This window comes from Microbacterium sp. BH-3-3-3 (assembly GCF_007679045.1).
Lineage (GTDB): Bacteria > Actinomycetota > Actinomycetes > Actinomycetales > Microbacteriaceae > Microbacterium > Microbacterium algihabitans.
The window spans coordinates 1,563,191-1,586,449 of record NZ_VEFS01000001.1; the positions used below are offsets into that span (position 1 = coordinate 1,563,191).

The following is a 23,259-nucleotide window of genomic DNA, read 5'->3' on the forward strand; positions in this document are numbered from 1 at the left end:
GGGGCGCGCCCTGCGCGCCCCCACCCCTCCCCGCTCAGGAAGGAGCGGTCCGTGTCGCACACGCTCCGCCTCATCGGCCGCCGGCTGCTGCAACTGCCGCTGATGATCCTCGGCATCACGTTCCTCGTCTTCTTCGTGATGTCCTTCTCCCCGGTCGACCCGGCGCGCAATGCGCTGGGCGAGACCGCCTCCCCGGATGCCCTCGAGGCGTACCGCGACGCCAACGGTCTGAACGATCCGCTGTTCGTGCGCTACGTCGCTTTCCTGCTCGGGCTCCTGCGCGGAGACCTCGGCACGTACTCGGCGCGATCGCTGCCGGTGGGCGACGAGGTGGCCCGTGCGTTCCCCGTGACGTTGTCACTCACCTTCTTCGGCCTCGCCATCGCCGTCGTGCTGGCGTTCGTGCTCGGCGTGCTCGCGGCGGTCTACCGCGACCGGTGGCCCGACCAGCTCATCCGCGTGATCAGCGTCTCGGCCCTGTCCACGCCGTCGTTCTGGCTGGCCATCCTCATGATCCAGCTGTTCACCCTGCAGTTGCGTCTGCTGCCGGCATCCGGTCCCCTTCCGAACTTCCTCGACGATCCCGGGGGATGGGTCGCCCGCATGACCCTGCCCGCCGTCGCTCTGGCGATCCCCGTCATCGGACAGCTCTCGCGCGTCGTGCGCACCTCGATGGTCGAGGAGCTCGACCGCGACTACGTCCGCACCGCGCTCGGCGCCGGGATTCCGCGCGTCATCGTCGTCGCGCGCAACGTGCTGCGCAACGCGCTGATCACCCCCGTGACCGTGCTGGGTCTGCGCATCGGCTACCTGCTCGGCGGGGCCGTGGTGATCGAGGTCATCTTCGCCATCCCCGGCATGGGCACCCTCATCCTCAACGGCGTGACCAACAACGAGCCGAATCTCGTCCAGGGCGTGACCCTGGCCGTCGCCCTCGCCTTCGTCGTCATCAACATCGTCGTCGACCTGCTCTACGTCCTCATCAATCCCCGAATCCGGGCGGTGTAACCCCATGCGTCGCACATTGACCGAGCGCTTGTCGCTCCCCGGGCTGCGGTTCGGCCGCCTCCCGATCGGCACCACCATCTGCCTCGCCGTCATCGCGGTCATCGCGCTCGTGGCCGTCTTCGCGCCCCTCGTGGCGCCCTACGACCCGCTCGCGTCGGGGCCGGCTGTGCAGCCGCCCGGGCCGGAGCACTTCTTCGGCACCGACCGCCAGGGCCGCGACATCTTCTCGCGCCTGGTCTACGGCGCGCGCTACTCGCTCTCGATCGGACTGGGCGCCACCATCGCGGCTCTCGTCGCCGCGGCGGTGCTCGGCACGATCGCCGCGACCGCTCCCCGCCTCATCGCCGAGACGCTGATGCGCGTCATGGACGTCATCATGTCGTTCCCCGGCATCGCCCTCGCCGCGGTGTTCGTGGCCGTGTTCGGTCGATCGCTCCCCGTGCTGATCCTGACGATCGCCTTCCTGTACGTGCCGCAGCTGACGCGCATCGTGCGCGCCAACATCCTCGACCAGTACGGCGAGGACTACGTGTCGGCCGTCCGGGTGATCGGATCCTCGACGCCCCGCATCATCGTCAAGCACGTCGCCCGCAACACCCTGGCACCCGTGCTCGTGTTCGCGACCGTCCTCGTGGCCGATGCGATCGTCTTCGAGGCGTCGCTGTCGTTCCTGCAGGCGGGCGTGCCCGATCCCGAGCCCTCGTGGGGCAACGTGATCGCCGCCGGCCGCAACCTGCTGATGGCGGGCGCGTGGTGGGCGACGTTCTTCCCCGGCATCCTGATCATGCTGACGGTGCTGTGCCTCAACATCGTGTCCGAGGGACTGACGGATGCCATGGTCTCGCCGAGAGCACGCAAGATCACCGCCGACGCCGCCTCCACCGACGAGGCGACGACCGACCTCGAGAAGGCGGAGGCCCCCGGCCCCGATGACGTCGAGGCGCAGCCCGTCGATCCGCTCGAGGAAAGGGTCACGGCCGGCACCTCCCTCGCGGCGACGGCCGCACTCGACCGTCGGCTCGACGACCTGCGCGAACGAGAACTCGAGCGCGGCGAGCGGATGCCCTTCCGCTCCGACGCCGCGCCCCTGCTCGAGGTGCGGAACCTCTCGATCGGATTCCCCCGTCACGGCGACGTGAACGTCGTCGACGACGTGTCGTTCACGGTCCGCCCCGGAGAGACGATGGCGCTGGTGGGCGAGTCGGGCTGCGGCAAGTCGATCACCTCGCTCGCGATCATGGGTCTGCTCGACCCGAAGGCGCGCATCGCGGGTCAGATCCTCTTCGACGGCAAGGACCTGCTGACGATGACGCCGGGCGAGCGCAACGCTCTACGCGGCCACGACATCGCGATGATCTACCAGGACGCGCTCAGCTCGCTGAACCCGGCGATGCTCATCCGCTCGCAGATGAAGCAGCTCACCTCGCGCGGCGGCACCCGCAGCGCCGAAGACCTGCTGCGACTGGTGGGACTCGACCCCGAGCGTACGCTCGCGTCGTACCCGCACGAGCTCTCGGGCGGTCAACGTCAGCGCGTGCTCATCGCGATGGCGCTCACCCGCAACCCGCGCCTCGTGATCGCCGACGAGCCGACCACCGCGCTCGACGTCACGGTGCAGGCGCAGGTCGTCGAGCTGCTGAACCGGCTGCGCGAAGAGCTCGGCTTCGCGATGGTGTTCGTCTCGCACGACCTGGCCCTGGTGGCCGAGCTCGCGCACCGCATCACCGTCATGTACGCCGGCCAGGTGGTCGAGCAGGCGCCCACGCACGATCTGCTCGTGCAGCCCCTGCACGAGTACACCCGGGGACTGCTCGGATCGGTGCTCTCGATCGAGTCCGGCTCCGACCGTCTGCACCAGGTGCCGGGCACCGTGCCCTCGCCGCGCGACTTCCCGAAGGGCGACCGCTTCGCCCCGCGGTCGTCGAATCCGGAGCGCGGTCGCGGCGTCAGCCCCGTGCGCCGCCGGGTGGACGGTACCGACCACTACTACGCCGCGCATCCCGACGATGCGCCCGTCGCCCCCGTAGGAGGTGTGCGATGACCGATCCCGTCATCGAACTGAGAGACGTGCACGTGCGCTTCTCGACCCGTCAGTCGGGACTGTTCCGCAAGAGCTACGTCGACGCCCTCGCCGGCGTCTCCCTCGCGGTGCACCGCGGATCGACCCTCGGCATCGTCGGCGAGTCGGGCTCGGGCAAGTCCACGGCCGCGAAGGTGCTGATCGGCCTCGAGAAGCCGACCTCGGGAGAGGTGGTGTTCGCCGGTCGACCGGTGCGCGACTTCTCCACCCGGGTGCGGCGCGAGCTCGGCGGCATCCTGTCGGTGGTCTTCCAAGACCCGGCGACGGCTTTGAACGCCCGCATGACCGTGCGCGATGCGCTGCTCGATCCCATGCAGGTGCACCGCATCGGCAGCCCGAACGAGCGGCAGAAGCGCGTGAAGGAGCTGATCGGCCTGGTCGGGCTGCCCACCTCGGCGCTCGACGCCCTGCCCGGCCAGCTCTCGGGCGGTCAGCGCCAGCGCGTCGCGATCGCCCGCGCCCTCGCCCTCAACCCGCAGGTGATCGTCGCCGACGAGCCCACCTCGGCGCTCGACGTGTCGGTGCGCGCACAGATCCTCAACCTGCTCACCGACCTCAAGCGCGATCTGGGCCTGGGCATGGTCTTCATCTCGCACGACATCCAGACGGTGCGCTACCTCTCCGACGAGATCGCCGTCATGCACAAGGGCCGCGTCGTCGAGTTCGGCTCCGCCGCCGACGTCTTCGACGCCCCCGCCGACCCCTACACCCGCTCGCTGCTGGGCGCCGCGCCTTCGCTGCTCGCCTGACCACAGAAACACGGATCCCCTCATGAGCCACTCGTCCTCCACGACCCGCTTCTCCGGCGTCGTCCCTCCCGTCGCCACCCCCCTGCGCGCCGATCGCTCGATCGACCACGCCTCGCTCGAGCGTCTCGTCGACCACCTCATCTCCGCCGGCGTCCGCGGCCTGTTCGCCCTCGGCTCGACGGGCGAGACCGCCTACTTCACCGACGACCAGCGCGTCGAGATCGTCCGCACGATCGTCAGCGCCACCGCCGGTCGCGTGCCGATCATCGCGGGCGCGATCGAGCTCACCGCTCCGCGCATCACCGAGACCGCCCGCCGGCTCACCGCCGAGGGCGTCGACGCGATCGTCACGACCGCCCCGCTGTACACGCTGAACTCTCCGACCGAGATCGCCGGTCACTTCCGCGCGATCGCCGCGAAGATCGACGCGCCGCTGTGGGCCTACGACGTGCCCGTGCGCGTGCACACGAAGCTGCCCCTCGCCCTGCTGCTCGAGCTCGCCGCCGACGGCGTCGTGCACGGTGTGAAGGACTCCTCGGGCGATGACGTGGGCTTCCGCCGCCTGGTCGCCGCCAACGCCGAGGTCGGTCGCCCCCTGCAGCTGCTCACCGGCCACGAGGTGGTCGTCGACGCGATGGCCCTCGCGGGTGCCGACGGCGTCGTGCCGGGTCTGGCGAACGTCGAGGCGGAGGGATACGTACGCCTGTGGGATGCCGCCGAGCGCGGCGACTGGGACACCGCCCGTGCCGAGCAGGAGCGCCTCAACCGCATCTTCGACATCGTGTTCCAGCCGCGCGGGCTCTCGGGCGACGCCACCGGCGTGGGCGCGTTCAAGGCCGCGATGGCCGCGCGCGGGCTGATCGACGAGGCCTTCATGGCCGACACCGTCGAGAGCCTCGACGCCGACGCCGTGGCATCCGTGCGCGAGGTGCTCTCACGCGCCGGAGTCCTCCCCGTCGCGGTCGCGTGATGGCCGACGCCGTCGCCGCCGTCGACATCGGCGGAACGAAGACGACCGTCGCCCTCGTCGACCCCCGCGGCGAGATCGTCGACCGGGCGACGGCGACGACCCCCGGCCGCGTGGGCGGGGCGGCGATCGTCGGCCTCGTGGCGGCTTTGGCCACGTCTCTCGCCGAACGGCACGGCGCCTCGCTCCGCGGCGTCGGCGTGGGCACGGCCGGCGTGGTCGACACCTCGACCGGCACGATCGTCTCGGCCACCGACACCCTGAGGGGATGGGTCGGGATGCCGCTGCGCTCCGCCCTGCGCGCAGCCCTCGGCGATCACCTCGAAGCGTCGGCTCCCATCTCGGTGCAGAACGACGTCGATGCGCACGCGCTGGGCGAGTACCGTTTCGGCGCCGGCCGCGAGGCGTCGAGCCTGCTGACGGTCGCCGTGGGCACCGGGGTCGGCGGCGGAGTCGTCATCGACGGCCGGTCCTGGAACGGCGCGCACCACGTCGCGGGCGAGATCGCCCACATGCCCACCCCGGGAGCCGAGCACCTGCGCTGCCCCTGCGGGCGGATGGGGCACCTCGAGGCGATCGGCGGAGGCCTCGGCCTGCTGCGGCACTACCGCTGGCTCGGGGGTGACCCCGCCGTCGCCGACACCCGTGCGGTCGCGGCCCGTGCGGCCGACGATCTCACCGCAGGTCGCGCGATCGCCGATGCGGCCGCGGCCGTGGGCCGGGCTCTCGCGGGGGCGGCGACCCTGCTCGACCCCGAAGTCATCGTGGTCACTGGCGGGGTCGCCGACATCGGTCCGGTGTGGTGGCACCCGATGGAGGCCGCGTTCCGCGCGAGCGTCATCGACGCGCTCGCGGCCGTTCCGGTGCGCCCCGGCGCGCTGGGCGCCGACGCTCCCCTGCGCGGGGCCGCGGCCTCCGCGTGGGCCGACGTGGCGGTGGCGGCATGAGCGCCGGCACCGAAGCGCACGCCACGGGCCCGCGCAGCACCGACCCGCACAGCACCGACTCCCGCGGCACCGACCCGCGCAGCACCGACCCGCGCGGCGGCTCGCGCGCCGAGCTCGGCACGACCGGCCTGCTCGAGACCCTGCGCGACGGGCTGATCGTGTCGTGCCAGGCCTACCCCGGCGAGCCGATGCGCGACCCCCGCACGATGGCGCAGATCGCCCGCGCGGCGGTCGTCGGCGGCGCCGCGGGCGTGCGCCTGCAGGGCCTGGACGACATCCGTGCGGCGAGCGACGTCGGCGTGCCCGTCGTGGGTCTGTGGAAGGACGGCGATGACGACGTGTTCATCACCCCGACCCTCGCTCACGCGCGCGCCGTCGCCGAGGCCGGAGCGCACATCGTCGCGATCGACGGCACGCGCCGCACCCGGCCCGACGGGCGCACCCTGGCCGAGACGATCGCCGAGCTCAAGGCCGCGCACGACGTGCTCGTGATGGCCGACTGCGGCTCGCTCGACGACGCGCTCGCCGCGGAGGCTGCGGGAGCCGACCTCCTCGGCACCACCCTGTCGGGGTACACGGGCGAGCGTCCGAAGACCGCGGGCCCCGACATCGACCTGATCGCCGCCGTGGTGGCCGCCTGCACGCGACCCGTCGTCGCCGAGGGGCGCATCCACACCCCGGCCGACGCCCGCCGCGCGAAGCATGCCGGAGCCTTCGCCGTGTGCGTCGGCACCGCGATCACCCACCCCTCCACCCTGACCTCGTGGTTTGTCCAGGCGCTCGGCGCCCCGGCGGGCGGGACCCCGGCGCGCGACACCTCCGTGCGCGATGTCTCCGAGCGCGATGTCTCCGAGCGCGATGTCTCCGCGAGAGAGAAGAAGAACTGATGGAAGTCGTCATCACCACCCCCGACGAGATCGGCGACCTCATCGCCGACGAGATCGCCGCCCTCGTGGCATCCGCCCCCGAGACCGTCCTCGGTGTCGCGACCGGCTCGAGCCCCCTGCGGGTCTACGAAGCCCTGGGCCGCCGGGTCTCCGCGGGCGAGCTCTCGCTCGCTCGAGCGCGTGCCTTCACCCTCGACGAGTACGTCGGCCTGCCCGCCGGACACCCGGCGCGCTACGACGCCGTGATCCGCGAGGAATTCGTCGCCCGCGTCGACATCGACCCCGCGGCCGTCCGCGGACCCGACGGCGACGCCGACGACCTCGACGCGGCGTGTCGGCGGTACGAGCACGAGATGCGCGATGCCGGCGGCATCGACCTGCAGATCCTCGGCATCGGCACCGACGGGCACATCGCCTTCAACGAGCCCGGATCCTCGCTCGCCTCGCGCACCCGCGTGAAGACCCTCACCGCGCAGACGCGTCTCGACAACGCGCGGTTCTTCGACGGCGACCTCGACGCCGTGCCTCGCCACTGCCTCACGCAGGGACTCGGCACGATCCTCGAGGCGCGACGCATCGTGCTCGTGGCGACGGGAGAGGCGAAGGCGCCGGCCGTCGCCCAGCTCGTCGAGGGCGCCGTGTCGGCGCGCTGGCCAGGCACCGTGCTGCAGCACCACCCGGACGTGACGGTGTTCGTCGACGAGGCGGCCGCATCGCAGCTCGAGCTCTCCGACTACTACCGCGACACCCGCGCGCACCGGTCGCTGGTCCAGTGACCCCCGTCCTGGTCAGCGCCTACGCGGCATCCCCGGCGTTCCGCGCGTGGGACCCGCACCTCGAGGGCGAGCTCATGGCGGGGCTGTGCGCCCTGCCCGAGGTCTCCGGTCTCGAGGTGCCGTGGCTCGGCGGCATCCATCCCCACGACGAGGAGTGGTTCCTGCGCGAGCTGCCGGCGATCGAGCTGGCGGTCACGCCCCTGCCCTGGGTGATGGGCCGCTGCGCCGCCATGCCCGGGTACGGTCTGGCCTCGCCCGACGACGCCGGTCGGCGGGCTGCCCTCAACGACCTCCAGCGCGTCCGCGGCGACGTCCATCGACTCGCGGAGCGCAGCCGCGCGCGGGTTACCACCGTCATGCTCCACTCCGCGCCGCGCGGGGGCGGCTCGGTGGAGGCCCTGAGATCCGCGCTCGACGAGCTCGCCGCGTGGGATTTCGCGGGCGCCCGGCTCGTGATCGAGCACTGCGACGCCGACACCGGGGTGCACCCCTTCGAGAAGGGCTTCTTGTCGGTGGATGCCGAGATCGACGCGATCCGCGCGAGCGGCGCCCCCGTCGGGGTGTGGATGAACTGGGGTCGGTCGCTCATCGAGACCCGCGACCCCGCGGCGGTCAGCGCGCAGATCGCGCGGGCGGAGTCATCGGGCCTGCTGGCGGGGCTCTCCCTGTCGGGAGCCGCAGCCGTCGACGGGCCGTACGGAGCCGCCTGGGCCGACGCGCACCTTCCCTTCGCTGAGGTCGATCCCTCCTCGCGGTCGCTGCTGACCTGCCCCGCCGCGGTCGACGCCCTGGGCGCCGCCGGCGCGGTCGACCGCCTCGGCCTCAAGGTGAGCCGTCACCCCGACGACCGCAATTCCGTCGACGTGCTCGGCACGGTCGCGGCGAACCTGGGCGCGATGCTCCGGACCGCGGCATCCGCCCCCACGCCGACCGCGGCATGAGCCTGCTCCTGCGCGACGCCCGCGTCGTCACCGGTGCCTCCGCCGAGATCGACCGTGGCTGGGTGCACCTCGCCGACGGCCTCGTACACGAGGCCGGGGCGGGGGATCCGCCGCCCGCGGTGGTCTCGGCAGCCGTCGACGTCGTCGACGCCCGAGAGGTGGCCGGTCCCGGGGCTCTCGTGACCCCCGGCCTCGTCGACATCCACGCCCACGGTGGGGGCGGCTCCGCCTTCGAGGATCCGGATGCCGCGGCCGCGGTCGACCGCATCCTCGGGGTGCACGCGGCTCACGGCGTCACGCGGGTGGTCGCCTCGCTCGTGAGCGCAGCGCCGCTCGCCCTCGAGCACACCATCGGTGGGCTGAGCGCCGCCGCCCGGCCCGGGCTCCTCGGCATCCATCTCGAGGGCCCCTGTCTCGACGTCGACCACCGCGGCGCGCACGCCCCCTGGGCGCTGCGGAATCCGGCCTCCCTCGACGTCGAGCGCCTGACCGCCGCCGGGACCCTCGTGCAGATCACGATCGCGCCCGAGCTTCCGGGCGCCCTCGACCTCATCCGGGCGTTCGTCGCGGCGGGGGTGCGCGTCGCGGTCGGGCACACGGGAGCCGACACCGCGACGACCCGCCGGGCGATCGCGGCCGGGGCGACCCTGCTCACGCACGCGTTCAACGCCATGCCGCCATTGCACCATCGCGCCCCGGGGCGGGTGGGTGCCGCCCTCGCCGACGAGGCCATGACCCTCGAGCTCATCGCCGACGGCACCCACGTCGACCCGTCGCTATTCGCCCCGCTCTTCCGCGCGGCCCCCGGCCGCATCGCCCTCGTCAGCGACGCCATGGCGGCCGCCGGTTCCCCCGACGGCGACTACCGGCTCGGCGACCTCGCGGTGACCGTCTCGGGCGGGATCGCGCGCCTGCGCGACACCGACACGATCGCCGGTTCGACCCTCACCCTCGACCGCGCGGTGCGTGGCGTCGTGGCAGCGGGCGTCCCCCTCGTCGACGCCGTCGCCGCGGCGACCCGCGTGCCCGCGGGCGCGATTGGGCGCGACGACCTGGGGCTCTTGCAGCCCGGATGCCGCGGCGACGCCGTGCTGTGGAGCGAGGACCTCGAGCCGGTCGCCGTCTGGCGCGACGGCATCCGCCTCTCCTGACTCCGAGACGACGAATCGCCCCCGACCAGCGCCGGGGGCGATTCGCGTATGCGCGTCAGCGGACGGCGACCTGTCCGCCCGTCACCGAGATCGAGCGCGTGGTCGCTCCCGAGGCCGACAGCGACCAGACGGTGTCGGCGACGAAGTAGCCGCGGTCGAGGTCGGCTTGCGTCACGGTGTGCCGCGGGGTGGTGCAGCTGTAGGCGGCGTTCGCGGCGAGGTTCGTCCAGCGGCAGTTGCCCGCGTTCGGCGGCAGGAACGGCGAGAAGTCCCCGCTGGTCGGGGTGACGGTGATCGTCGCCGACGACGTGTTCTGCACGCGGAACGTGTAGGGCACCTGCTCGCCCACCTGATACGGCGAGGTCGCGAGGTTGCGCGAGCCGTCGGCGCGGGCGCCCGTGATCGTGGCGGTCAGCGCGGCGGCCGGGGCGGTGACGGAGACGGCGGTCTGGCTCACCCGGCCGTCGCTCGCGGTGAACACGGCGGGGATGCTCTGCGCCCCCGCGGCGCCGGATGCCGCGGTGAGGCTGACGTTCACCGTCCGCGACGCGCCCGCGGCCAGGGTCGACACGGCGGTGCTGCCGGCCGTCCACCCGCTCGGCGGAGTGAGGGTCACGGTCCCCGACAGCGCCGTGGACTCCTGGTTCGTCACCGTGACCGGTACCTGCAGGGTCTGCCCCGGCTGCACCGTCTGCGCGGGTGCCGACAGGGGAGCGCACGCGTAGTTCAGCCAGGCCTCGTCGAACGTCGACAGCTGCATGTCGTTGGTGTAGCTGCGCTCCCACAGCACGCCGAGTCGTCCGGCGTCGAGGACCGTGGCGCTCGAGTAGGCGAAGAACCCGGTCGTGAGGCTGCGCAGGCCGGGCCACGTCTGGCCGTCGTCGCACGACACCCGTACCGCGCCGTTCACGCGGTCTCCGTTCGCGCCGTTGTTCGCGTTCGTGAAGACGAGCTTCTTCGCGTCGGCCGAACCCGCCGGGGCGTCGGGGTGCAGCCGGATGATCGAGGCATTGTTGGTCGGGTCGGGCAGTTCGGCGTCAGCCGTCACCGCACCGAACGTGGCGCCGCCGTCGGTCGAGATCGCGGTCTTGCGCAGGCGCCCGTTCGCGCTGTCGCGCGAGTTGAGCATCACGCGGCCGTCCGAGAGTTCGACGACCTTGTTCTCGTCCATGCCCGTGCCGACGTTCGCGCCCTTGATCCAGCTCGCTCCGTGGTCGTCGGAGTACACCGAGTAAGCCTGGATCGCGGTCGATCCGTTCGACTGCAGCACAGTGCCGGCGTACTGCTGGATCAGGCGGCCCGCGTGCGACCCGTACCGCAGCTGGATGCCCTCGCCCGAGGTCGCGAACGTGCCCTTGATGTCACCGGCGACAGGGCTGGAGGAGCCGCCGACCGCGGGCTTGGTCACGTTCGTGATGAGTCGCGGGGCGCTCCAGGTGACCCCGCCGTCGTCGGAGTGCGCGACGGCGGAGCTCAGGATGTTGCGGTCGCTGTCGTTGTTGCCGTAGCCGCTGCTCTGGAAGCTCACGTCCTTCGAGTACACGAAGAACGCGAAGACCCGGCCGGTCTCGCGGTCGGTCACGTAGCTGGGGTCGGAGTACCCGAACTTCGGCCCTGACGCGTCTGCCGCCTTGCCCGCGGCGATGACCGTCTGCGGGCCCCAGGTCGCGCCGTTGTCGGTGGAGCGCCGCTGCACGATCGAGTTGGGGTTCGGAGCGTCCGCCGCGCTGCCCGGACGCGCGTCCCACGCGGCGAGGACGACACCGTCCCCGAGGTGCGTGAGCGCGGGGATCCGGTAGAAGAAGTTCGCCGAGGTGCGGTCGGCGGCGAGGTTCTGGGCGCTGTACGACCCCGGTGCCGCCGTGGGGTCGGTCGGGTTTCCGGATGCCGCGTGCGCCGGCGCCACGAACGCTGCGGCCAGCAGCGCGCCGATCGTGGCGCCGATGCAGAGGGCTCTGCGGGTGCGAAGGAGGGGGAGGAGGGCGGGCTTCATCGTCGACGCCTTTCGTTGGGGAACTGACATCAGAGGTCAGATGTCCAAAGATAGGCGGATCGTAGATGCCGGGGCAAGGGATCGGCGCGAATCGCGCTCGTCGCTGTCTCGCGTGACGGCTTCGAAGGGGCTGACGGGAATCGTCCCCACCGCCTCTCCACGCGCCGCTGCGCAGCGCGCGGAGCCTCTGGCGGCGTGGGCCCACCCGCTGCGGTTCCGGTTCCTACGGCACCCACGCGAAAGGCCCGCCACACCGCCGATGGCGGTGAGTCGGGCCTTCTGAGGGGCTGACGGGAATCGAACCCGCGCTATCTGCTTGGGAAGCAGAAGTTCTGCCATTGAACTACAGCCCCGTGCGCCTTGCGGCAGCCCGGCCAGCATAACAGCGTCGTGGTCGCATCCCTCGGCATCCGCCCCCGAAACCGCCTCCGCCGGCGAAACCGCACCCGTTCGTCGAGCGCGCATTCCCTTGCGTGCAACGGCATGCGTTCTCGGCGAACGGATACGTCCTCGCGCGCCACACGCGAGACGAATGCCGGTCATGTCGATGCGGCGCAAGCGGGGTGAAACCCGACAGCGCGAGCGCGGGCCCCGCCCGTAGGCTGTGGGCGTGCTGCTCTCCGATCGCGACATCCGGACCGAACTCGACGCGAAGCGCCTCGGCCTCGAGCCCTTCGACCCGGCCATGGTCCAGCCCTCGAGCGTCGACGTACGGCTCGACCGCTACTTCCGGTTGTTCGACAACCACAAGTACCCCTTCATCGATCCGGCCGAGGATCAGCCCGAGCTCACCCGTCTGATCGAGGTCGACCCGGACGAGCCGTTCATCCTTCACCCGGGGGAGTTCGCACTCGGATCGACCTTCGAGCGCGTGACGCTGCCCGACGACATCGCCGCCCGTCTCGAGGGCAAGTCGTCGCTCGGGCGGCTGGGCCTTCTGACCCACTCGACCGCAGGCTTCATCGACCCCGGCTTCTCGGGACACGTCACCCTCGAGCTGTCGAACGTCGCGACCCTGCCGATCAAGCTGTGGCCCGGAATGAAGATCGGCCAGGTCTGCTACTTCCGCCTCACCTCGCCGGCCGAGAACCCGTACGGCTCGGGCCCCTACGGCAACCGCTACCAGGGTCAGCGCGGTCCGACCGCGTCGCGCTCGGCGCTGAACTTCCACCGCACCGACGTCGGCTCGACCGACGCCGGATCCGCGGGACGCTGAGCGCTGGCATCCGCCCCCAGACGCGCCGAGGCGGGTGAGACCCGGCCTCTCACGCCGTGTCTCACCCGCCTGAGCGGTTTCTCGCGGATCACTCCGCGACCGGGCCGCGCCCCGAGTCGGAGGGGGTGCCGGATGCCGTGGACTCGCGCCCGCGGCTGAACCCGGCGTCGAAGCCGCGCTCGTAGGCGCGCTGAGCCGCCCGGTGTCCGCGGCCGTGACCGCGCTCGCCGTCGCCGTGTCCGCGACCGTGGCCGAAGCCCGGGCCGAACCCGTGACCGCGCTCGCCGCGCCCGCGCCCGTGGCCGTGACCGAAGTCGGGGCCGAAGCCGTGGCCGTGGCGGGGGCCGCGCTCGCCGCGGGCGTGCTCGGCGTCGCCGTCGTGCGCGCGGGGTCCGCCGTGTCCGTGACGGCCCTCGCCGTCAGCATCGCGGTCGAAACCGCGCGCGTCGGGGTCGAAGCCGCGGCGCATGCCCGGACCGAAGGGTCCGAAGCCGCCGCGCGGGCCGAACGCCGGACCGAAGCCGCCGCGCGGACCGAACCCGGGGCCGAAGCCACGGGGCCCGCGGTCGTCACCCGACTCCGCGTCGAGGCCCAGTGCACCTTCGAGGGTGTCGAGGGCTGCGACGAGACGCTCGAGGTCGTCGGCCGGGACGTCGGCGAGCAGCGCCGAACGGTCGGCGTCCAGCCGGTCGAGGACCGCGCGGCCCTCGTCGGTGAGCGCCCAGCCGTCGTCGGTGGAGGTGATCCATCCGCGATCGGCGAGGGCGGAGACGCGCTTGCCTCCGCGGGCGAGGCGCTCGGCGACCCAGGGGGCGTCGATGCGGCCGTCGATGGCCCGCAGGAGGAAGACGGTCTTGGGGTGCAGGTCGCTGTCGCGCAGCTGCGCGAACAAGCGGTGATGCAGCGCGTGACCGACCGTCGTGAGGCGATGGGCGAGGCTGCGGGGATCCAGAGGTGTGGAGGTGTTCATCAGGGTGTCCTTTCGTGGGCGGGAGTTCCGCCGATGCATGTCATGTGACAACGGATGTACTGTGACATGTATTCCCGATACTTGTCAAGCGACATGTAAAATCGCGGCATGGCATCCGACCCCGCCGACGAGATCGCGGCCGCCCTCTCCCGACTGCGCGGCCGCCGACCACGTCCGCCGTTCCCGCCCGAGGCGCCGCACCACCACGGAGCGGGCCACGGCGCAGGGCACGGAGGACGCGGCGGACCCTGGGGTCACGGCGGTCCGCCGTGGGCAGACGCCGCCGCGGGCCGCTTCGCCGGACCCGCGCGGCTCCGCATGCTCGACGCCCTCATCGCGGCATCCGGATCGCTCTCGGTCAGCGAGATCGCCGAGGCGGTCGGCGTCGATCAGCCGCGCGCGTCACGCCTCGTGCAGCAGGCCGTGCAGATGGGTCTCGTCGAACGCGAGCCCGACCCCGAAGACGCCCGCCGCACCCGCGTGCGCCTCACCGCGCAGGGAGAGCGCCTCGTCTCCGGATTCCGCGGGCGCCGCCGTGACGCGGTGCGGTCCGCCCTGGAGTCGTTCACCGACGCCGAGCGCACCGAATTCGCCCGCCTGCTGGCGAAATTCGCCGACGCCTGGCCGCGCGACTGATCGCCGGAGCTCCGGCCGGGTTCCCGGCATCCGGATGCCGCGCACCGGGCGTCTCGGCCCGCGTGCACAACTCCTGAAATTCGGTGCGCGCCGGGGTCTGCATCCGCGTGATTCCGGGGCCGCGCCCCGTGTGGCCGACGGATCTGCCGGAGTTGTGTACGGCGAGGGGGCGGATGGACCCGCGGCCGGCGGTTCCGGATGCCGCCGGCTCAGACGATGACGGCGGGCTTCGCCTTCACCGGGAGCAGCAGCAGCAATCCCGCACCCAGGATCAGCACGATGCCCAGGATGCCGAGCCGCGTGTCGCCCGTGATGCCGACGAAGAGGGCGAACAGGCCGGGGGCGAGGAACGACACGGCGCGACCGGTCGTGGCGTAGAGGCCGAAGATCTCGCCCTCGCGCCCCTCGGGGGCGACACGGGCCAGGAACGAGCGACTCGCCGACTGCACCGGGCCGACGAAGGCGCACAGGCCGAGGCCGGTGATCCAGAACGCGGTCTGCGACGTTCCGATGAACAGCACGGCCCCGCCGAGCACGATGAGTCCGATCAGCGAGACGACGATGACCCGCTTCGGGCCGAATCTGTCGTCGAAACGTCCGGCGATGAAGGTGCTCACGCCGGCGACCACGTTCGCGGCCACAGCGAAGTACAGCACCAGGGTGGAGCTGAAACCGAACACCTGCGCGGCGATGATCGCGCCGAAGGTGAAGACCCCGGCGAGGCCGTCGCGGAAGACCGCGCTGGCCACGAGGAAGAGCAGGACCTGACGGCTGTCGCGCCAGAGCGCGCGCAGTGTTCCCCACAGCACCACGTAGGAGCGGAAGAAACCCACGCGCACCTGGCGACGGCGGGCGGGGATCTCCGGAACGCGCAGCAGCACCGGGATCGCGAAAGCGCCGAACCAGACGGCGGATGCCAAGACGGCGAGGCGGATGTTCCACCCGCCCTCCTTTGTCACGGCCAGGAGCCCGCCGGCACCGGGGTCTCCGAAGCTCTGGATGAACAGCACGAGCAACAGCAGCAAGAGCACGATGCCGCCGACGTAACCCATGCCCCAGCCGAAGCCCGAGACCCGGCCGATGTTCTCGCGAGTGGAGACCTGCGTGAGCATCGCGTAGTAGTTGACGCTTGCGAACTCGAAGAAGACGTTGCCGACCGCGATGAGCGCAGCCCCCAGCACAAGGAACGACGGCGTCCCCTCGACGAACACCATCGCCGCCATCGCGAGCACGACCAGGCCGGTGTTGATGCCGAGCCAGAGCTTGCGGCGTCCGGTGCCGTCGGATCTCTGGCCGAGCACCGGGGCCACCAGGGCCACCACGATTCCGGCGATCATCAGCGCCACGCCCACCAGGGTCGCGTTGTCGGCGAGAGCGCGCACGAGGGCCGGGTTCTTGTCGTCGCCGTTCGCCGCCGCCACGATCGCCGGGTCGACGAACAGCTGACTGGCGAGATAGGTGCTGAAGACGAACGTCGTGACCACGGCGTTGAAAGCCGCCGAACCCCAGTCCCAGAGGGCCCAGGCGATCACCGGTCGCCGAGGGGTGGTGGGGGCTTCGGTGGTGCCGGAGGAGGACATGTCGGTCACGCTGGGGTCCTTCGGTGAACGCCCGGTTCGGCGGGCGAGGCAGCCGCGCCATCGTCGGCGCACGCCCTCAGGCTAGACCTCGGCCCGCGCGCGAGCGCGGAGGAGACTACCGTGGAGTCATGGCATCCGAAACCCCCGTCGACTCCGCTGAGGCCGAGACCACTCCCGAAAAGCTCACCTTCGCCGACCTGGGACTGGATGCCGCTGTGCTCAAGGCCCTGAAGGACGTGGGCTACGAGACCCCGTCCGCGATCCAGGCCGCCACGATCCCCGTGCTGCTGCAGGGCCGCGACGTCGTCGGCCTCGCCCAGACCGGTACCGGCAAGACCGCGGCGTTCGCGCTGCCGGTGCTGTCGCAGATGGAGACCGGCCACAAGAACCCGCAGGCCCTTGTGCTCGCGCCGACCCGCGAGCTCGCGCTGCAGGTGTGCGAGGCGTTCGAGAAGTACGCCGCGCACATCAAGGGCGTCTCGGTGCTGCCCGTCTACGGCGGCCAGGGCTACGGCCAGCAGCTGTCGGCCCTGCGCCGCGGCGTCGACATCGTCGTCGGTACCCCCGGTCGCATCATGGACCACCTCGACAAGGGCACCCTCGACCTGAGCGAGCTGAAGTACCTCGTGCTCGACGAGGCCGACGAGATGCTCAAGATGGGCTTCGCCGAAGACGTCGAGACGATCCTCGCCGACACCCCCGCCACGAAGCAGGTCGCGCTGTTCTCGGCCACGATGCCGGCGCAGATCCGCCGCATCTCGGCGCAGTACCTGAACAACCCCGAAGAGATCACGGTCAAGACCAAGACCGCGACTTCGACGAACATCACCCAGCGCTACCTGATCGTGTCGTACCAGCAGAAGATCGACGCCCTCACGCGCATCCTCGAGGTCGAGAACTTCGAGGGCATGATCGTCTTCACCCGCACCAAGAACGAGACCGAGACCGTCGCCGAGAAGCTGCGCGCCCGCGGCTACACCGCCGCCGCGATCAACGGCGATGTCGCCCAGGTGCAGCGCGAGCGCACGGTCAACCAGCTCAAGAGCGGCAAGCTCGACATCCTCGTCGCCACCGACGTGGCCGCGCGCGGTCTCGACGTCGACCGCATCAGTCACGTCGTCAACTACGACCTGCCGATCGACACCGAGTCGTACGTGCACCGCATCGGCCGCACGGGCCGCGCCGGCCGCACCGGTGACGCGATCAGCTTCGTCACCCCGCGCGAGCGCCGCATGCTCACCGCGATCGAGAAGGCGACGCGCCAGCCGCTGACCGAGATGTCGCTGCCGAGCGTCGACGACGTCAACGCCACGCGCCTGACGCGCTTCGACGACGCCATCACCACGGCCCTCGAAGACACCGCCGCGATCGCGACGTTCCGCGACGTCGTCGCGCACTACGTGGCGCACCACGACGTGCCCGAGGCCGACGTGGCCGCAGCTCTCGCCGTGGTCGCGCAGGGTGACACTCCGCTGCTGCTCGAGGCCGAGGCCTTCCGCCAGCAGCGCTTCGACACCGAGCGTCCCGCCCGCGACGGCGGTTCGCGCGACGGCGGATCCCGCGACGCCGGCCCGCGCCGCGACACCTCCGGTCGCTTCGCGACGTACCGCATCGCGGTGGGTCGTCGTCAGCGCGTCGAGCCCCGTCAGATCGTCGGCGCCCTCGCCAACGAGGGCGGCCTGCGTCGCAACGACTTCGGTGCGATCCAGATCCGTCAGGACTTCTCGCTCGTCGAACTGCCCGTCGACCTGTCGAACGACACGATCGACCGCCTCGCCGACACGCGCATCTCGGGCCAGCTCATCGACCTGCGCCTCGACGCCGGCGGTCGCTCGGCCAAGCGCAGCGACCGGCCGCAGCGCCGCGATCGCGACCGCGACTGAGCCGCGTTCGCGGTCGAGACCGCGACTGAGTCACGTTCGCGGTCGAAACCGCGACTGAGTCACAGCATCCGTTCGACGCCCCCGTACCCCGTTGAGGGTGCGGGGGTGTCGTGCGTGATGGGGGTTCGTGGCGCGGGTGGCGGGTGCGGGTGTGGTGGCGGGTGCGTTTTGCGCGAGCCATGTCCCACTTTTGGTTACCTGGGGGCCGCCTGAGCCGCCATTTTTGGGACATGGTCTGCCCAGATGGGGACATGGGTGGGCGGGGGTGACCGCTCCGGTCTTTTCCGACCATGTCCCACTTTTGGCTGCCTGGGGGCCGCTCGGGCCGCCATTTTTGGGACATGGTTTGCGTAAATCGGGACATGGTCTGCACAGATCGGGACATGGGTGGAGGGATGCCGAAACACCGGGGCAGCGCGGGGCCGCCCGGGATCGCCTGGGCCGCGCGGGGCTGGACGCGCAGGGTGACCGCGCCCATCGGCATCCGGAAGTTGAGCCAATTCATATCAAGTCGCCTTGACCTCGCGGAGGGGGTCGGATAACCTTGAGTCATCGCGGCTCAACCCGCGCAGAGACTTTGACCAGAACCCCGAGTGCGGCAACGGCCGTGCTCACAAGCAAGGAGACACATATGCCACGTGCAGTGGGAATCGACCTCGGTACGACCAACTCCGTCGTGAGCGTGCTCGAGGGTGGCGAGCCCAAGGTCATCGCCAACGCCGAGGGTTTCCGTACGACCCCCTCGGTCGTCGCGTACACGAAGGACGGCGAGGTGCTCGTCGGCGAGACCGCCAAGCGTCAGGCCGTCACCAACGTCGACCGCACCATCTCCAGCGTGAAGCGACACATGGGCACCACCTGGAGCTTCGACGTCGACGGCAAGAAGTGGACGCCGCAGGAGATCTCGGCCCGCATCCTGCAGAAGCTCAAGCGCGACGCCGAGGAGTACCTCGGCGACAGCGTGACCGACGCGGTCATCACCGTCCCCGCGTACTTCAACGACGCCGAGCGTCAGGCCACCAAGGAGGCCGGTGAGATCGCGGGCCTCAACGTGCTGCGCATCATCAACGAGCCCACCGCCGCGGCCCTCGCCTACGGCCTCGACAAGGGCAAGGAAGACGAGCTCATCCTCGTCTTCGACCTCGGTGGCGGAACGTTCGACGTGTCGCTGCTCGAGGTGGGCAAGGACGACGACTTCTCCACGATCCAGGTGCGCGCCACCTCGGGTGACAACCGCCTCGGTGGAGACGACTGGGACCAGCGCGTCGTCGACTACCTCATCAAGCAGTTCAAGGACACGACCGGTGTCGACGTCTCGGGCGACAAGATCGCCCTGCAGCGTCTGAAGGAAGCGGCCGAGCAGGCCAAGAAGGAGCTGTCGAGCTCGACCTCGACCAGCATCAACCTGCCCTACCTGTCGCTCACCGACACGGGCCCCGTCTCGCTCAGCGAGACCCTCACGCGCGCCAAGTTCGAGGACCTCACCAAAGACCTCCTCGACCGCACCCGCAAGCCCTTCTCCGACGTCATCCGCGAGGCCGGCGTCAAGGTCGACGACATCGCCCACGTGGTGCTCGTCGGCGGCTCGACCCGCATGCCCGCGGTCGCCGAGCTGGTCAAGAAGGAGACCGGCAAGGACGCCAACAAGGGCGTGAACCCCGACGAGGTCGTGGCCGTGGGCGCAGCCCTGCAGGCCGGTGTCCTCAAGGGTGAGCGCAAGGACGTCCTGCTCATCGACGTCACCCCCCTGAGCCTCGGCATCGAGACCAAGGGCGGCATCATGACCAAGCTCATCGAGCGCAACACGGCCATCCCGACCAAGCGCAGCGAGACCTTCACCACCGCCGACGACAACCAGCCGTCGGTCGCGATCCAGGTCTTCCAGGGCGAGCGCGAGTTCACCCGCGACAACAAGCCGCTCGGCACCTTCGAGCTCACCGGCATCGCGCCGGCTCCCCGCGGCATCCCGCAGGTGGAGGTCACCTTCGACATCGACGCCAACGGCATCGTGCACGTCTCGGCGAAGGACAAGGGCACCGGCAAGGAGCAGTCGATGACGATCACGGGCGGCTCGTCGCTGCCCAAGGAGGACATCGAGCGCATGGTGCGCGAGGCCGAAGAGAACGCGGCCGACGACAAGAAGCGCCGCGAGTCCGCCGAGACCCGCAACCAGGCAGAGACCCTGTCGTACTCGATCGAGAAGCTGATCAAGGAGAACGACGACAAGCTCCCCGCCGAGGTCAAGACCGAGGTGCAGGGCGACGTCGACGCGCTCAAAACGGCTCTCGCCGGTGACGACGACGACGCGGTCAAGACCGCGTTCGACAAGCTGAACGCCAGCCAGGGCAAGCTCGGCGAGGCCATCTACGCCTCGTCGCAGGCCGCGGGTGACGCTTCGACAGGCTCAGCGGGCGACCCGAATGTGGGCCAGCCCGGCAACGGTGAGACGCCGAACCCCGAGGAAGACGTCATCGACGCCGAGGTCGTCGACGATGAGAACCCCGACGAGAAGAAGTAAGCGGAGACCATGGCACACAAGGACGACGAACAGCCCACGGGCTCGGGCGCCGGTCCTGACGAGACGGGGCCGGAGGAGAACACCTCCGGCCCCGCGCCGTCGGGCGACCAGCCTGAGTCTTCGGAATCGGATGCCGATGGCTTGACCATCGACGACATCCTCGGCGCCGAGCAGACGCCCGAGGCGGCCGCAGAAGGAGCCTCCGACAAGGAGGCCTCGCTGCTGATCGACCTCAAGCGTCTGCAGGCCGAGTACGCCAACTACCGTCGGCGCACCGAGGAGCAGCGCGAGCGCGAGATCGAGCGCGCCAAGGGCGAGGCCGTGAAGGGCCTGCTGCCCGTCATGGACGACCTCGACCGCGCCGCCAAGCACGGTGACCTCGTCGAGGGCAGCCCCCTCTCCGCGATCGGCGACAAGGTGCGCGCCGTGGCCGAGCGCCTCGGTGTGGTGTCGTACGGCGCCGTGGGCGACGTGTTCGACCCGCAGCAGCACGAGGCCATCTTCCAGGCCCCCACTCCCGGCGTGACCGAGACCACGATCCTCGAGGTCGTCGAGGTCGGCTACCGCCTCGGTTCGGTCGAACTGCGACCGGCCAAGGTCGTCGTCGCCGTGCCGGCCGACCCTTCGACAGGCTCAGGGACCTAAGGGGAGCTATGGCGAGTCAGGACTGGTTCGACAAGGACTTCTACAAAGTCCTCGGTGTCGACAAGAGCGTCAGCGCTGCCGATCTGAAGAAGACGTATCGCAAGCTCGCGCGCCAGTACCACCCCGACTCGAACCCGGGAGACGCGAAGGCCGAAGCGAAGTTCAAGGAGATCAGCGAGGCCTACTCGGTGCTCAACGACCCCGAGCAGCGCGAGGAGTACGACCAGATCCGGGCCATGGGCTCGGGGGCGCGCTTCTCGGCTCCCGGGGCCGGGGCGGGTGGCGGTTTCGACGACGTCTTCAGTCGGTTCGGACAGGGCCGGCAGGCGCCGTCGGGCGGCTTCGACGACTTCTTCACGATGTTCGATCAGCAGGGCGGGGGCTTCGGTTCCGGCCGGTTCGGTCAGACGACCGGCGGATTCCGCGGCTTCGGCGGGCCTCAGAAGGGCTCCGACGTCACCGCGCGCACGACGATCGACTTCGTCACCGCGGCAAAGGGAGAGACCATCACCCTCGCGGGTGAAGACAACGTGCCCTTCAAGGTGAAGATCCCCGCCGGTGTGTCCGACGGGCAGAAGATCCGGCTGCGGGGCCGCGGCCGCAAGTCGCCCGACGGCGGCGAGAGCGGCGACATCGTCGTGACCGTGGCCGTGCGTCCCCACCCGGTCTTCACGCGCGACGGACTCAACCTGCGCATCACCGTGCCCGTCACCTTCACCGAGGCGGCACTGGGCGCGACGATCGAAGTGCCGACGCTCGGGGGAGACCCCGTGCGTCTGCGCGTGGCCCCTGGCACCCCGTCGGGGCGCGTGCTCCGCGTCAAGGGTCGCGGAATCTCGACCACGAAGGGCACCGGCGACCTGCTCGCCGAGGTCCAGGTCGCGGTGCCCGCCCACCTCGACGACGCGGCGCGCGAAGCCCTCGAGCGTTTCCATGAGCTCGAACCGAAAGAGAACCCCCGCGCCGACCTGATGTCGAAGGCGCGATAAACACACGCGAGTCGCCGAGGTTCTCGGCATCCGATACGACAGGATGCCGAGAACCCGGCACCGCACCCGGCACGACGGAAGAGGTGAAGACGTGTCCGAAAGAGAGATCGACGAAGACGCCCCGATCTTCGCCATCGCCGCAGCCGCCGAGCTGTCGAACATGCACCCGCAGACGCTGCGGCAATACGACAGGCTCGGCCTCGTCGTACCCGCACGCACGCAGGGCGGTTCGCGGCGTTACTCGAGCCGTCACGTGCAGCAGCTGCGCGAGGTCGCGCGCCTGTCGGGTGAGGGCATGAGCCTTCCCGCCATCGCACGTCTGCTGGCGCTCGAGGAGCGGGTTCACGAGCTCGCGCGCCGCGTGAACGACCTCGAGCGTCAGCTCACGATCGAGCGCCAGTCGCGTCCCGGCGCCCGCGTCTTCGCGGCCGGCGCCACCGGTTCGGTCGTCACGCTGCGCCATGGGGCGCGCGTGCGCCGTGCCACCGACATCGTGCTGTGGCGTCCGCGCGACATGCACGACGACTGACCCGACCCGGCGGAGGTCCCTCAACGGGTCGAGGTCCCTGAGCGCGTCGAGGTCCCTGAGCGCGTAGAGGTCCCTGAGCGCGTAGAGGTCCCTGAGCTTGTCGAAGGGACCCGGATGCCGCGGGCGCGCGGCGCTTCGACGGGCTCAGCCACGTCTCTCGCGTCAGGCCGGATCGATCCGCAGCACGGTCGGCGCCTCGCCTAGCTGAAGATCGTCGACCACACGGATCGTGCGTGCCACGGCATCCACCGCGTCGATGACCGTGCCGAAGCGCTGGCGGTCCGAGCACACGGCGGTGACGGTCACGAAGTGCGAGCCGGTGTCCCACGTGTACGTGGCGAACGGCGGCGTCTTCGGATCGCTCGGCAGGGGCATCGCGAGCTTCTCGCCGACGCCGAGGTGCGGATTGCGGAACGACTCGGTGTCGTCGTACTCCATCGGCATCATCGCCCGCGCCGTGCGCAGCTGCGGTGTGGCCTCCTGCAGCTGCGCCATGACGACGAGCAGTTCGGGGTCGCTCTTCCACACCCACACGAGCACGCGCCCGCCCGCGCGGCGCATGAGCAGCGGCGCCGCCTGGCTCAGGATCCACGCGAAAGCCCCGCCGCCGGGGCGGGGCGCAGCGCCGGCGGCCTGATTGGCCTGGCTGAGCAGCATTCCGATCGCCGCCTTACGGTGGCGGCGGCCGCGGAATCCGAGGGAACCGGTCACGGGCACCCAGAGGTCGGCGGGAGCGTCGGCCTGCAGTCGAGACATGCGCTCAGCCTACGATCCGGGGCCTGGGAGACGGATGC

The 23,259-nt window shown here is 71.0% G+C and carries 19 protein-coding genes, 1 tRNA gene and 1 pseudogene; 16 read left to right on the forward strand and 5 right to left on the reverse strand.

Annotated elements, in window-relative coordinates:
* The first annotated feature begins 102 nt into the window (after nucleotides 1–102).
* The 9 genes and pseudogenes from FS769_RS07350 (at nucleotide 103) to FS769_RS07390 (ending at nucleotide 9,506) form a co-directional block, all read left to right on the forward strand.
* Nucleotides 103–1,008: an ABC transporter permease gene (locus tag FS769_RS07350; RefSeq protein ID WP_396652412.1), complete on the forward strand. Its 906-nt coding sequence runs from the start codon at nucleotides 103–105 to the stop codon at nucleotides 1,006–1,008.
* 4 nt (nucleotides 1,009–1,012) lie between these two features.
* The gene (locus FS769_RS07355; protein WP_144831406.1) at nucleotides 1,013–3,049 is read left to right on the forward strand and encodes a dipeptide/oligopeptide/nickel ABC transporter permease/ATP-binding protein; all 2,037 of its coding nucleotides are present in this window, start codon (nucleotides 1,013–1,015) and stop codon (nucleotides 3,047–3,049) included.
* Nucleotides 3,046–3,837 carry an ABC transporter ATP-binding protein gene (locus FS769_RS07360; RefSeq protein WP_144831408.1) on the forward strand — a complete coding sequence of 264 codons (792 nt, stop codon included), beginning with the start codon at nucleotides 3,046–3,048 and terminating at the stop codon, nucleotides 3,835–3,837. Before FS769_RS07355 ends, FS769_RS07360 begins: the two co-directional genes overlap by 4 nt.
* A 22-nt stretch (nucleotides 3,838–3,859) precedes the next feature.
* Nucleotides 3,860–4,807, forward strand: coding sequence for a dihydrodipicolinate synthase family protein (locus tag FS769_RS07365; RefSeq protein ID WP_144831411.1), 948 nt, complete (start codon nucleotides 3,860–3,862; stop codon nucleotides 4,805–4,807).
* Nucleotides 4,807–5,751 carry an ROK family protein gene (locus tag FS769_RS07370; protein WP_144831414.1) on the forward strand — a complete coding sequence of 315 codons (945 nt, stop codon included), beginning with the start codon at nucleotides 4,807–4,809 and terminating at the stop codon, nucleotides 5,749–5,751. The genes FS769_RS07365 and FS769_RS07370 overlap by 1 nt, the downstream gene beginning before the upstream one ends.
* 128 nt (nucleotides 5,752–5,879) lie before the next feature.
* Nucleotides 5,880–6,539: pseudogene (locus FS769_RS07375) on the forward strand (N-acetylmannosamine-6-phosphate 2-epimerase); the annotation flags it as partial.
* Between the two features lie 98 nt (nucleotides 6,540–6,637).
* The gene (gene nagB, locus FS769_RS07380) at nucleotides 6,638–7,414 is read left to right on the forward strand and encodes a glucosamine-6-phosphate deaminase (RefSeq protein ID WP_144831421.1); all 777 of its coding nucleotides are present in this window, start codon (nucleotides 6,638–6,640) and stop codon (nucleotides 7,412–7,414) included.
* Complete coding sequence (locus FS769_RS07385; RefSeq protein ID WP_186325451.1) at nucleotides 7,411–8,355, forward strand: DUF4862 family protein; 945 nt, start codon at nucleotides 7,411–7,413, stop codon at nucleotides 8,353–8,355. Before nagB ends, FS769_RS07385 begins: the two co-directional genes overlap by 4 nt.
* Nucleotides 8,352–9,506 (forward strand): N-acetylglucosamine-6-phosphate deacetylase, encoded by a 1,155-nt coding sequence (locus FS769_RS07390; protein ID WP_144831427.1) that lies wholly within the window; start codon nucleotides 8,352–8,354, stop codon nucleotides 9,504–9,506. Before FS769_RS07385 ends, FS769_RS07390 begins: the two co-directional genes overlap by 4 nt.
* 55 nt (nucleotides 9,507–9,561) lie before the next feature.
* Here the strand turns inward: FS769_RS07390 and FS769_RS07395 are convergent, their stop codons facing one another.
* Together FS769_RS07395 and FS769_RS07400 are read right to left on the reverse strand one after the other, a co-directional pair.
* Nucleotides 9,562–11,499 carry an exo-alpha-sialidase gene (locus FS769_RS07395; RefSeq protein WP_144831430.1) on the reverse strand — a complete coding sequence of 646 codons (1,938 nt, stop codon included), beginning with the start codon at nucleotides 11,497–11,499 and terminating at the stop codon, nucleotides 9,562–9,564.
* 282 nt (nucleotides 11,500–11,781) lie between these two features.
* Nucleotides 11,782–11,852, reverse strand: a tRNA-Gly gene (locus FS769_RS07400).
* A gap of 257 nt (nucleotides 11,853–12,109) precedes the next feature.
* Here FS769_RS07400 and dcd point away from each other — a divergent pair.
* Nucleotides 12,110–12,715, forward strand: coding sequence for a dCTP deaminase (gene dcd, locus FS769_RS07405; RefSeq protein ID WP_144831433.1), 606 nt, complete (start codon nucleotides 12,110–12,112; stop codon nucleotides 12,713–12,715).
* Between the two features lie 88 nt (nucleotides 12,716–12,803).
* Here dcd and FS769_RS17055 read toward each other — a convergent pair whose 3' ends face one another.
* Nucleotides 12,804–13,685 (reverse strand): MarR family winged helix-turn-helix transcriptional regulator, encoded by an 882-nt coding sequence (locus tag FS769_RS17055; protein ID WP_144831436.1) that lies wholly within the window; start codon nucleotides 13,683–13,685, stop codon nucleotides 12,804–12,806.
* Nucleotides 13,686–13,793: 108 nt separating this feature from the next.
* Between FS769_RS17055 and FS769_RS07415 the strand changes: the two genes are divergently transcribed.
* On the forward strand, nucleotides 13,794–14,321 hold the full coding sequence (locus FS769_RS07415; RefSeq protein ID WP_144831438.1) for a MarR family winged helix-turn-helix transcriptional regulator: 528 nt from the start codon (nucleotides 13,794–13,796) through the stop codon (nucleotides 14,319–14,321).
* A gap of 209 nt (nucleotides 14,322–14,530) precedes the next feature.
* Here FS769_RS07415 and FS769_RS07420 read toward each other — a convergent pair whose 3' ends face one another.
* Nucleotides 14,531–15,901, reverse strand: coding sequence for an MFS transporter (locus FS769_RS07420; protein WP_144832019.1), 1,371 nt, complete (start codon nucleotides 15,899–15,901; stop codon nucleotides 14,531–14,533).
* Between the two features lie 128 nt (nucleotides 15,902–16,029).
* Between FS769_RS07420 and FS769_RS07425 the strand changes: the two genes are divergently transcribed.
* From FS769_RS07425 to FS769_RS07445, 5 genes are all read left to right on the forward strand, one after another.
* Nucleotides 16,030–17,784: a DEAD/DEAH box helicase gene (locus tag FS769_RS07425; protein WP_144831440.1), complete on the forward strand. Its 1,755-nt coding sequence runs from the start codon at nucleotides 16,030–16,032 to the stop codon at nucleotides 17,782–17,784.
* 631 nt (nucleotides 17,785–18,415) lie between these two features.
* The gene (gene dnaK / locus FS769_RS07430) at nucleotides 18,416–20,302 is read left to right on the forward strand and encodes a molecular chaperone DnaK (protein WP_144831443.1); all 1,887 of its coding nucleotides are present in this window, start codon (nucleotides 18,416–18,418) and stop codon (nucleotides 20,300–20,302) included.
* A gap of 9 nt (nucleotides 20,303–20,311) precedes the next feature.
* Nucleotides 20,312–20,947 (forward strand): nucleotide exchange factor GrpE, encoded by a 636-nt coding sequence (locus FS769_RS07435; RefSeq protein WP_144831446.1) that lies wholly within the window; start codon nucleotides 20,312–20,314, stop codon nucleotides 20,945–20,947.
* An 8-nt stretch (nucleotides 20,948–20,955) separates the two neighbouring features.
* Nucleotides 20,956–21,936 (forward strand): DnaJ C-terminal domain-containing protein, encoded by a 981-nt coding sequence (locus FS769_RS07440; protein WP_144831449.1) that lies wholly within the window; start codon nucleotides 20,956–20,958, stop codon nucleotides 21,934–21,936.
* A 91-nt stretch (nucleotides 21,937–22,027) separates the two neighbouring features.
* Nucleotides 22,028–22,465: a heat shock protein transcriptional repressor HspR gene (locus FS769_RS07445; protein ID WP_144783965.1), complete on the forward strand. Its 438-nt coding sequence runs from the start codon at nucleotides 22,028–22,030 to the stop codon at nucleotides 22,463–22,465.
* 162 nt (nucleotides 22,466–22,627) lie between these two features.
* On the opposite strand, the gene FS769_RS07450 is transcribed toward FS769_RS07445, so the two are convergent.
* On the reverse strand, nucleotides 22,628–23,221 hold the full coding sequence (locus tag FS769_RS07450; RefSeq protein WP_144831452.1) for a hypothetical protein: 594 nt from the start codon (nucleotides 23,219–23,221) through the stop codon (nucleotides 22,628–22,630).
* Between the last annotated feature and the right edge of the window lie 38 nt (nucleotides 23,222–23,259).

Coding starts and splice junctions, on each gene's coding strand:
- FS769_RS07350 (WP_396652412.1), top strand. CDS start 103: ATGATCCTCGGCATCACGTTCCTCGTCTTCTTCGTGATGTCCTTCTCC.
- FS769_RS07355 (WP_144831406.1), top strand. CDS start 1,013: ATGCGTCGCACATTGACCGAGCGCTTGTCGCTCCCCGGGCTGCGGTTC.
- FS769_RS07360 (WP_144831408.1), top strand. CDS start 3,046: ATGACCGATCCCGTCATCGAACTGAGAGACGTGCACGTGCGCTTCTCG.
- FS769_RS07365 (WP_144831411.1), top strand. CDS start 3,860: ATGAGCCACTCGTCCTCCACGACCCGCTTCTCCGGCGTCGTCCCTCCC.
- FS769_RS07370 (WP_144831414.1), top strand. CDS start 4,807: ATGGCCGACGCCGTCGCCGCCGTCGACATCGGCGGAACGAAGACGACC.
- nagB (WP_144831421.1), top strand. CDS start 6,638: ATGGAAGTCGTCATCACCACCCCCGACGAGATCGGCGACCTCATCGCC.
- FS769_RS07390 (WP_144831427.1), top strand. CDS start 8,352: ATGAGCCTGCTCCTGCGCGACGCCCGCGTCGTCACCGGTGCCTCCGCC.
- FS769_RS07395 (WP_144831430.1), bottom strand. CDS start 11,499: ATGAAGCCCGCCCTCCTCCCCCTCCTTCGCACCCGCAGAGCCCTCTGC.
- FS769_RS17055 (WP_144831436.1), bottom strand. CDS start 13,685: ATGAACACCTCCACACCTCTGGATCCCCGCAGCCTCGCCCATCGCCTC.
- FS769_RS07415 (WP_144831438.1), top strand. CDS start 13,794: ATGGCATCCGACCCCGCCGACGAGATCGCGGCCGCCCTCTCCCGACTG.
- FS769_RS07420 (WP_144832019.1), bottom strand. CDS start 15,901: ATGTCCTCCTCCGGCACCACCGAAGCCCCCACCACCCCTCGGCGACCG.
- FS769_RS07425 (WP_144831440.1), top strand. CDS start 16,030: ATGGCATCCGAAACCCCCGTCGACTCCGCTGAGGCCGAGACCACTCCC.
- dnaK (WP_144831443.1), top strand. CDS start 18,416: ATGCCACGTGCAGTGGGAATCGACCTCGGTACGACCAACTCCGTCGTG.
- FS769_RS07435 (WP_144831446.1), top strand. CDS start 20,312: ATGGCACACAAGGACGACGAACAGCCCACGGGCTCGGGCGCCGGTCCT.
- FS769_RS07440 (WP_144831449.1), top strand. CDS start 20,956: ATGGCGAGTCAGGACTGGTTCGACAAGGACTTCTACAAAGTCCTCGGT.
- FS769_RS07450 (WP_144831452.1), bottom strand. CDS start 23,221: ATGTCTCGACTGCAGGCCGACGCTCCCGCCGACCTCTGGGTGCCCGTG.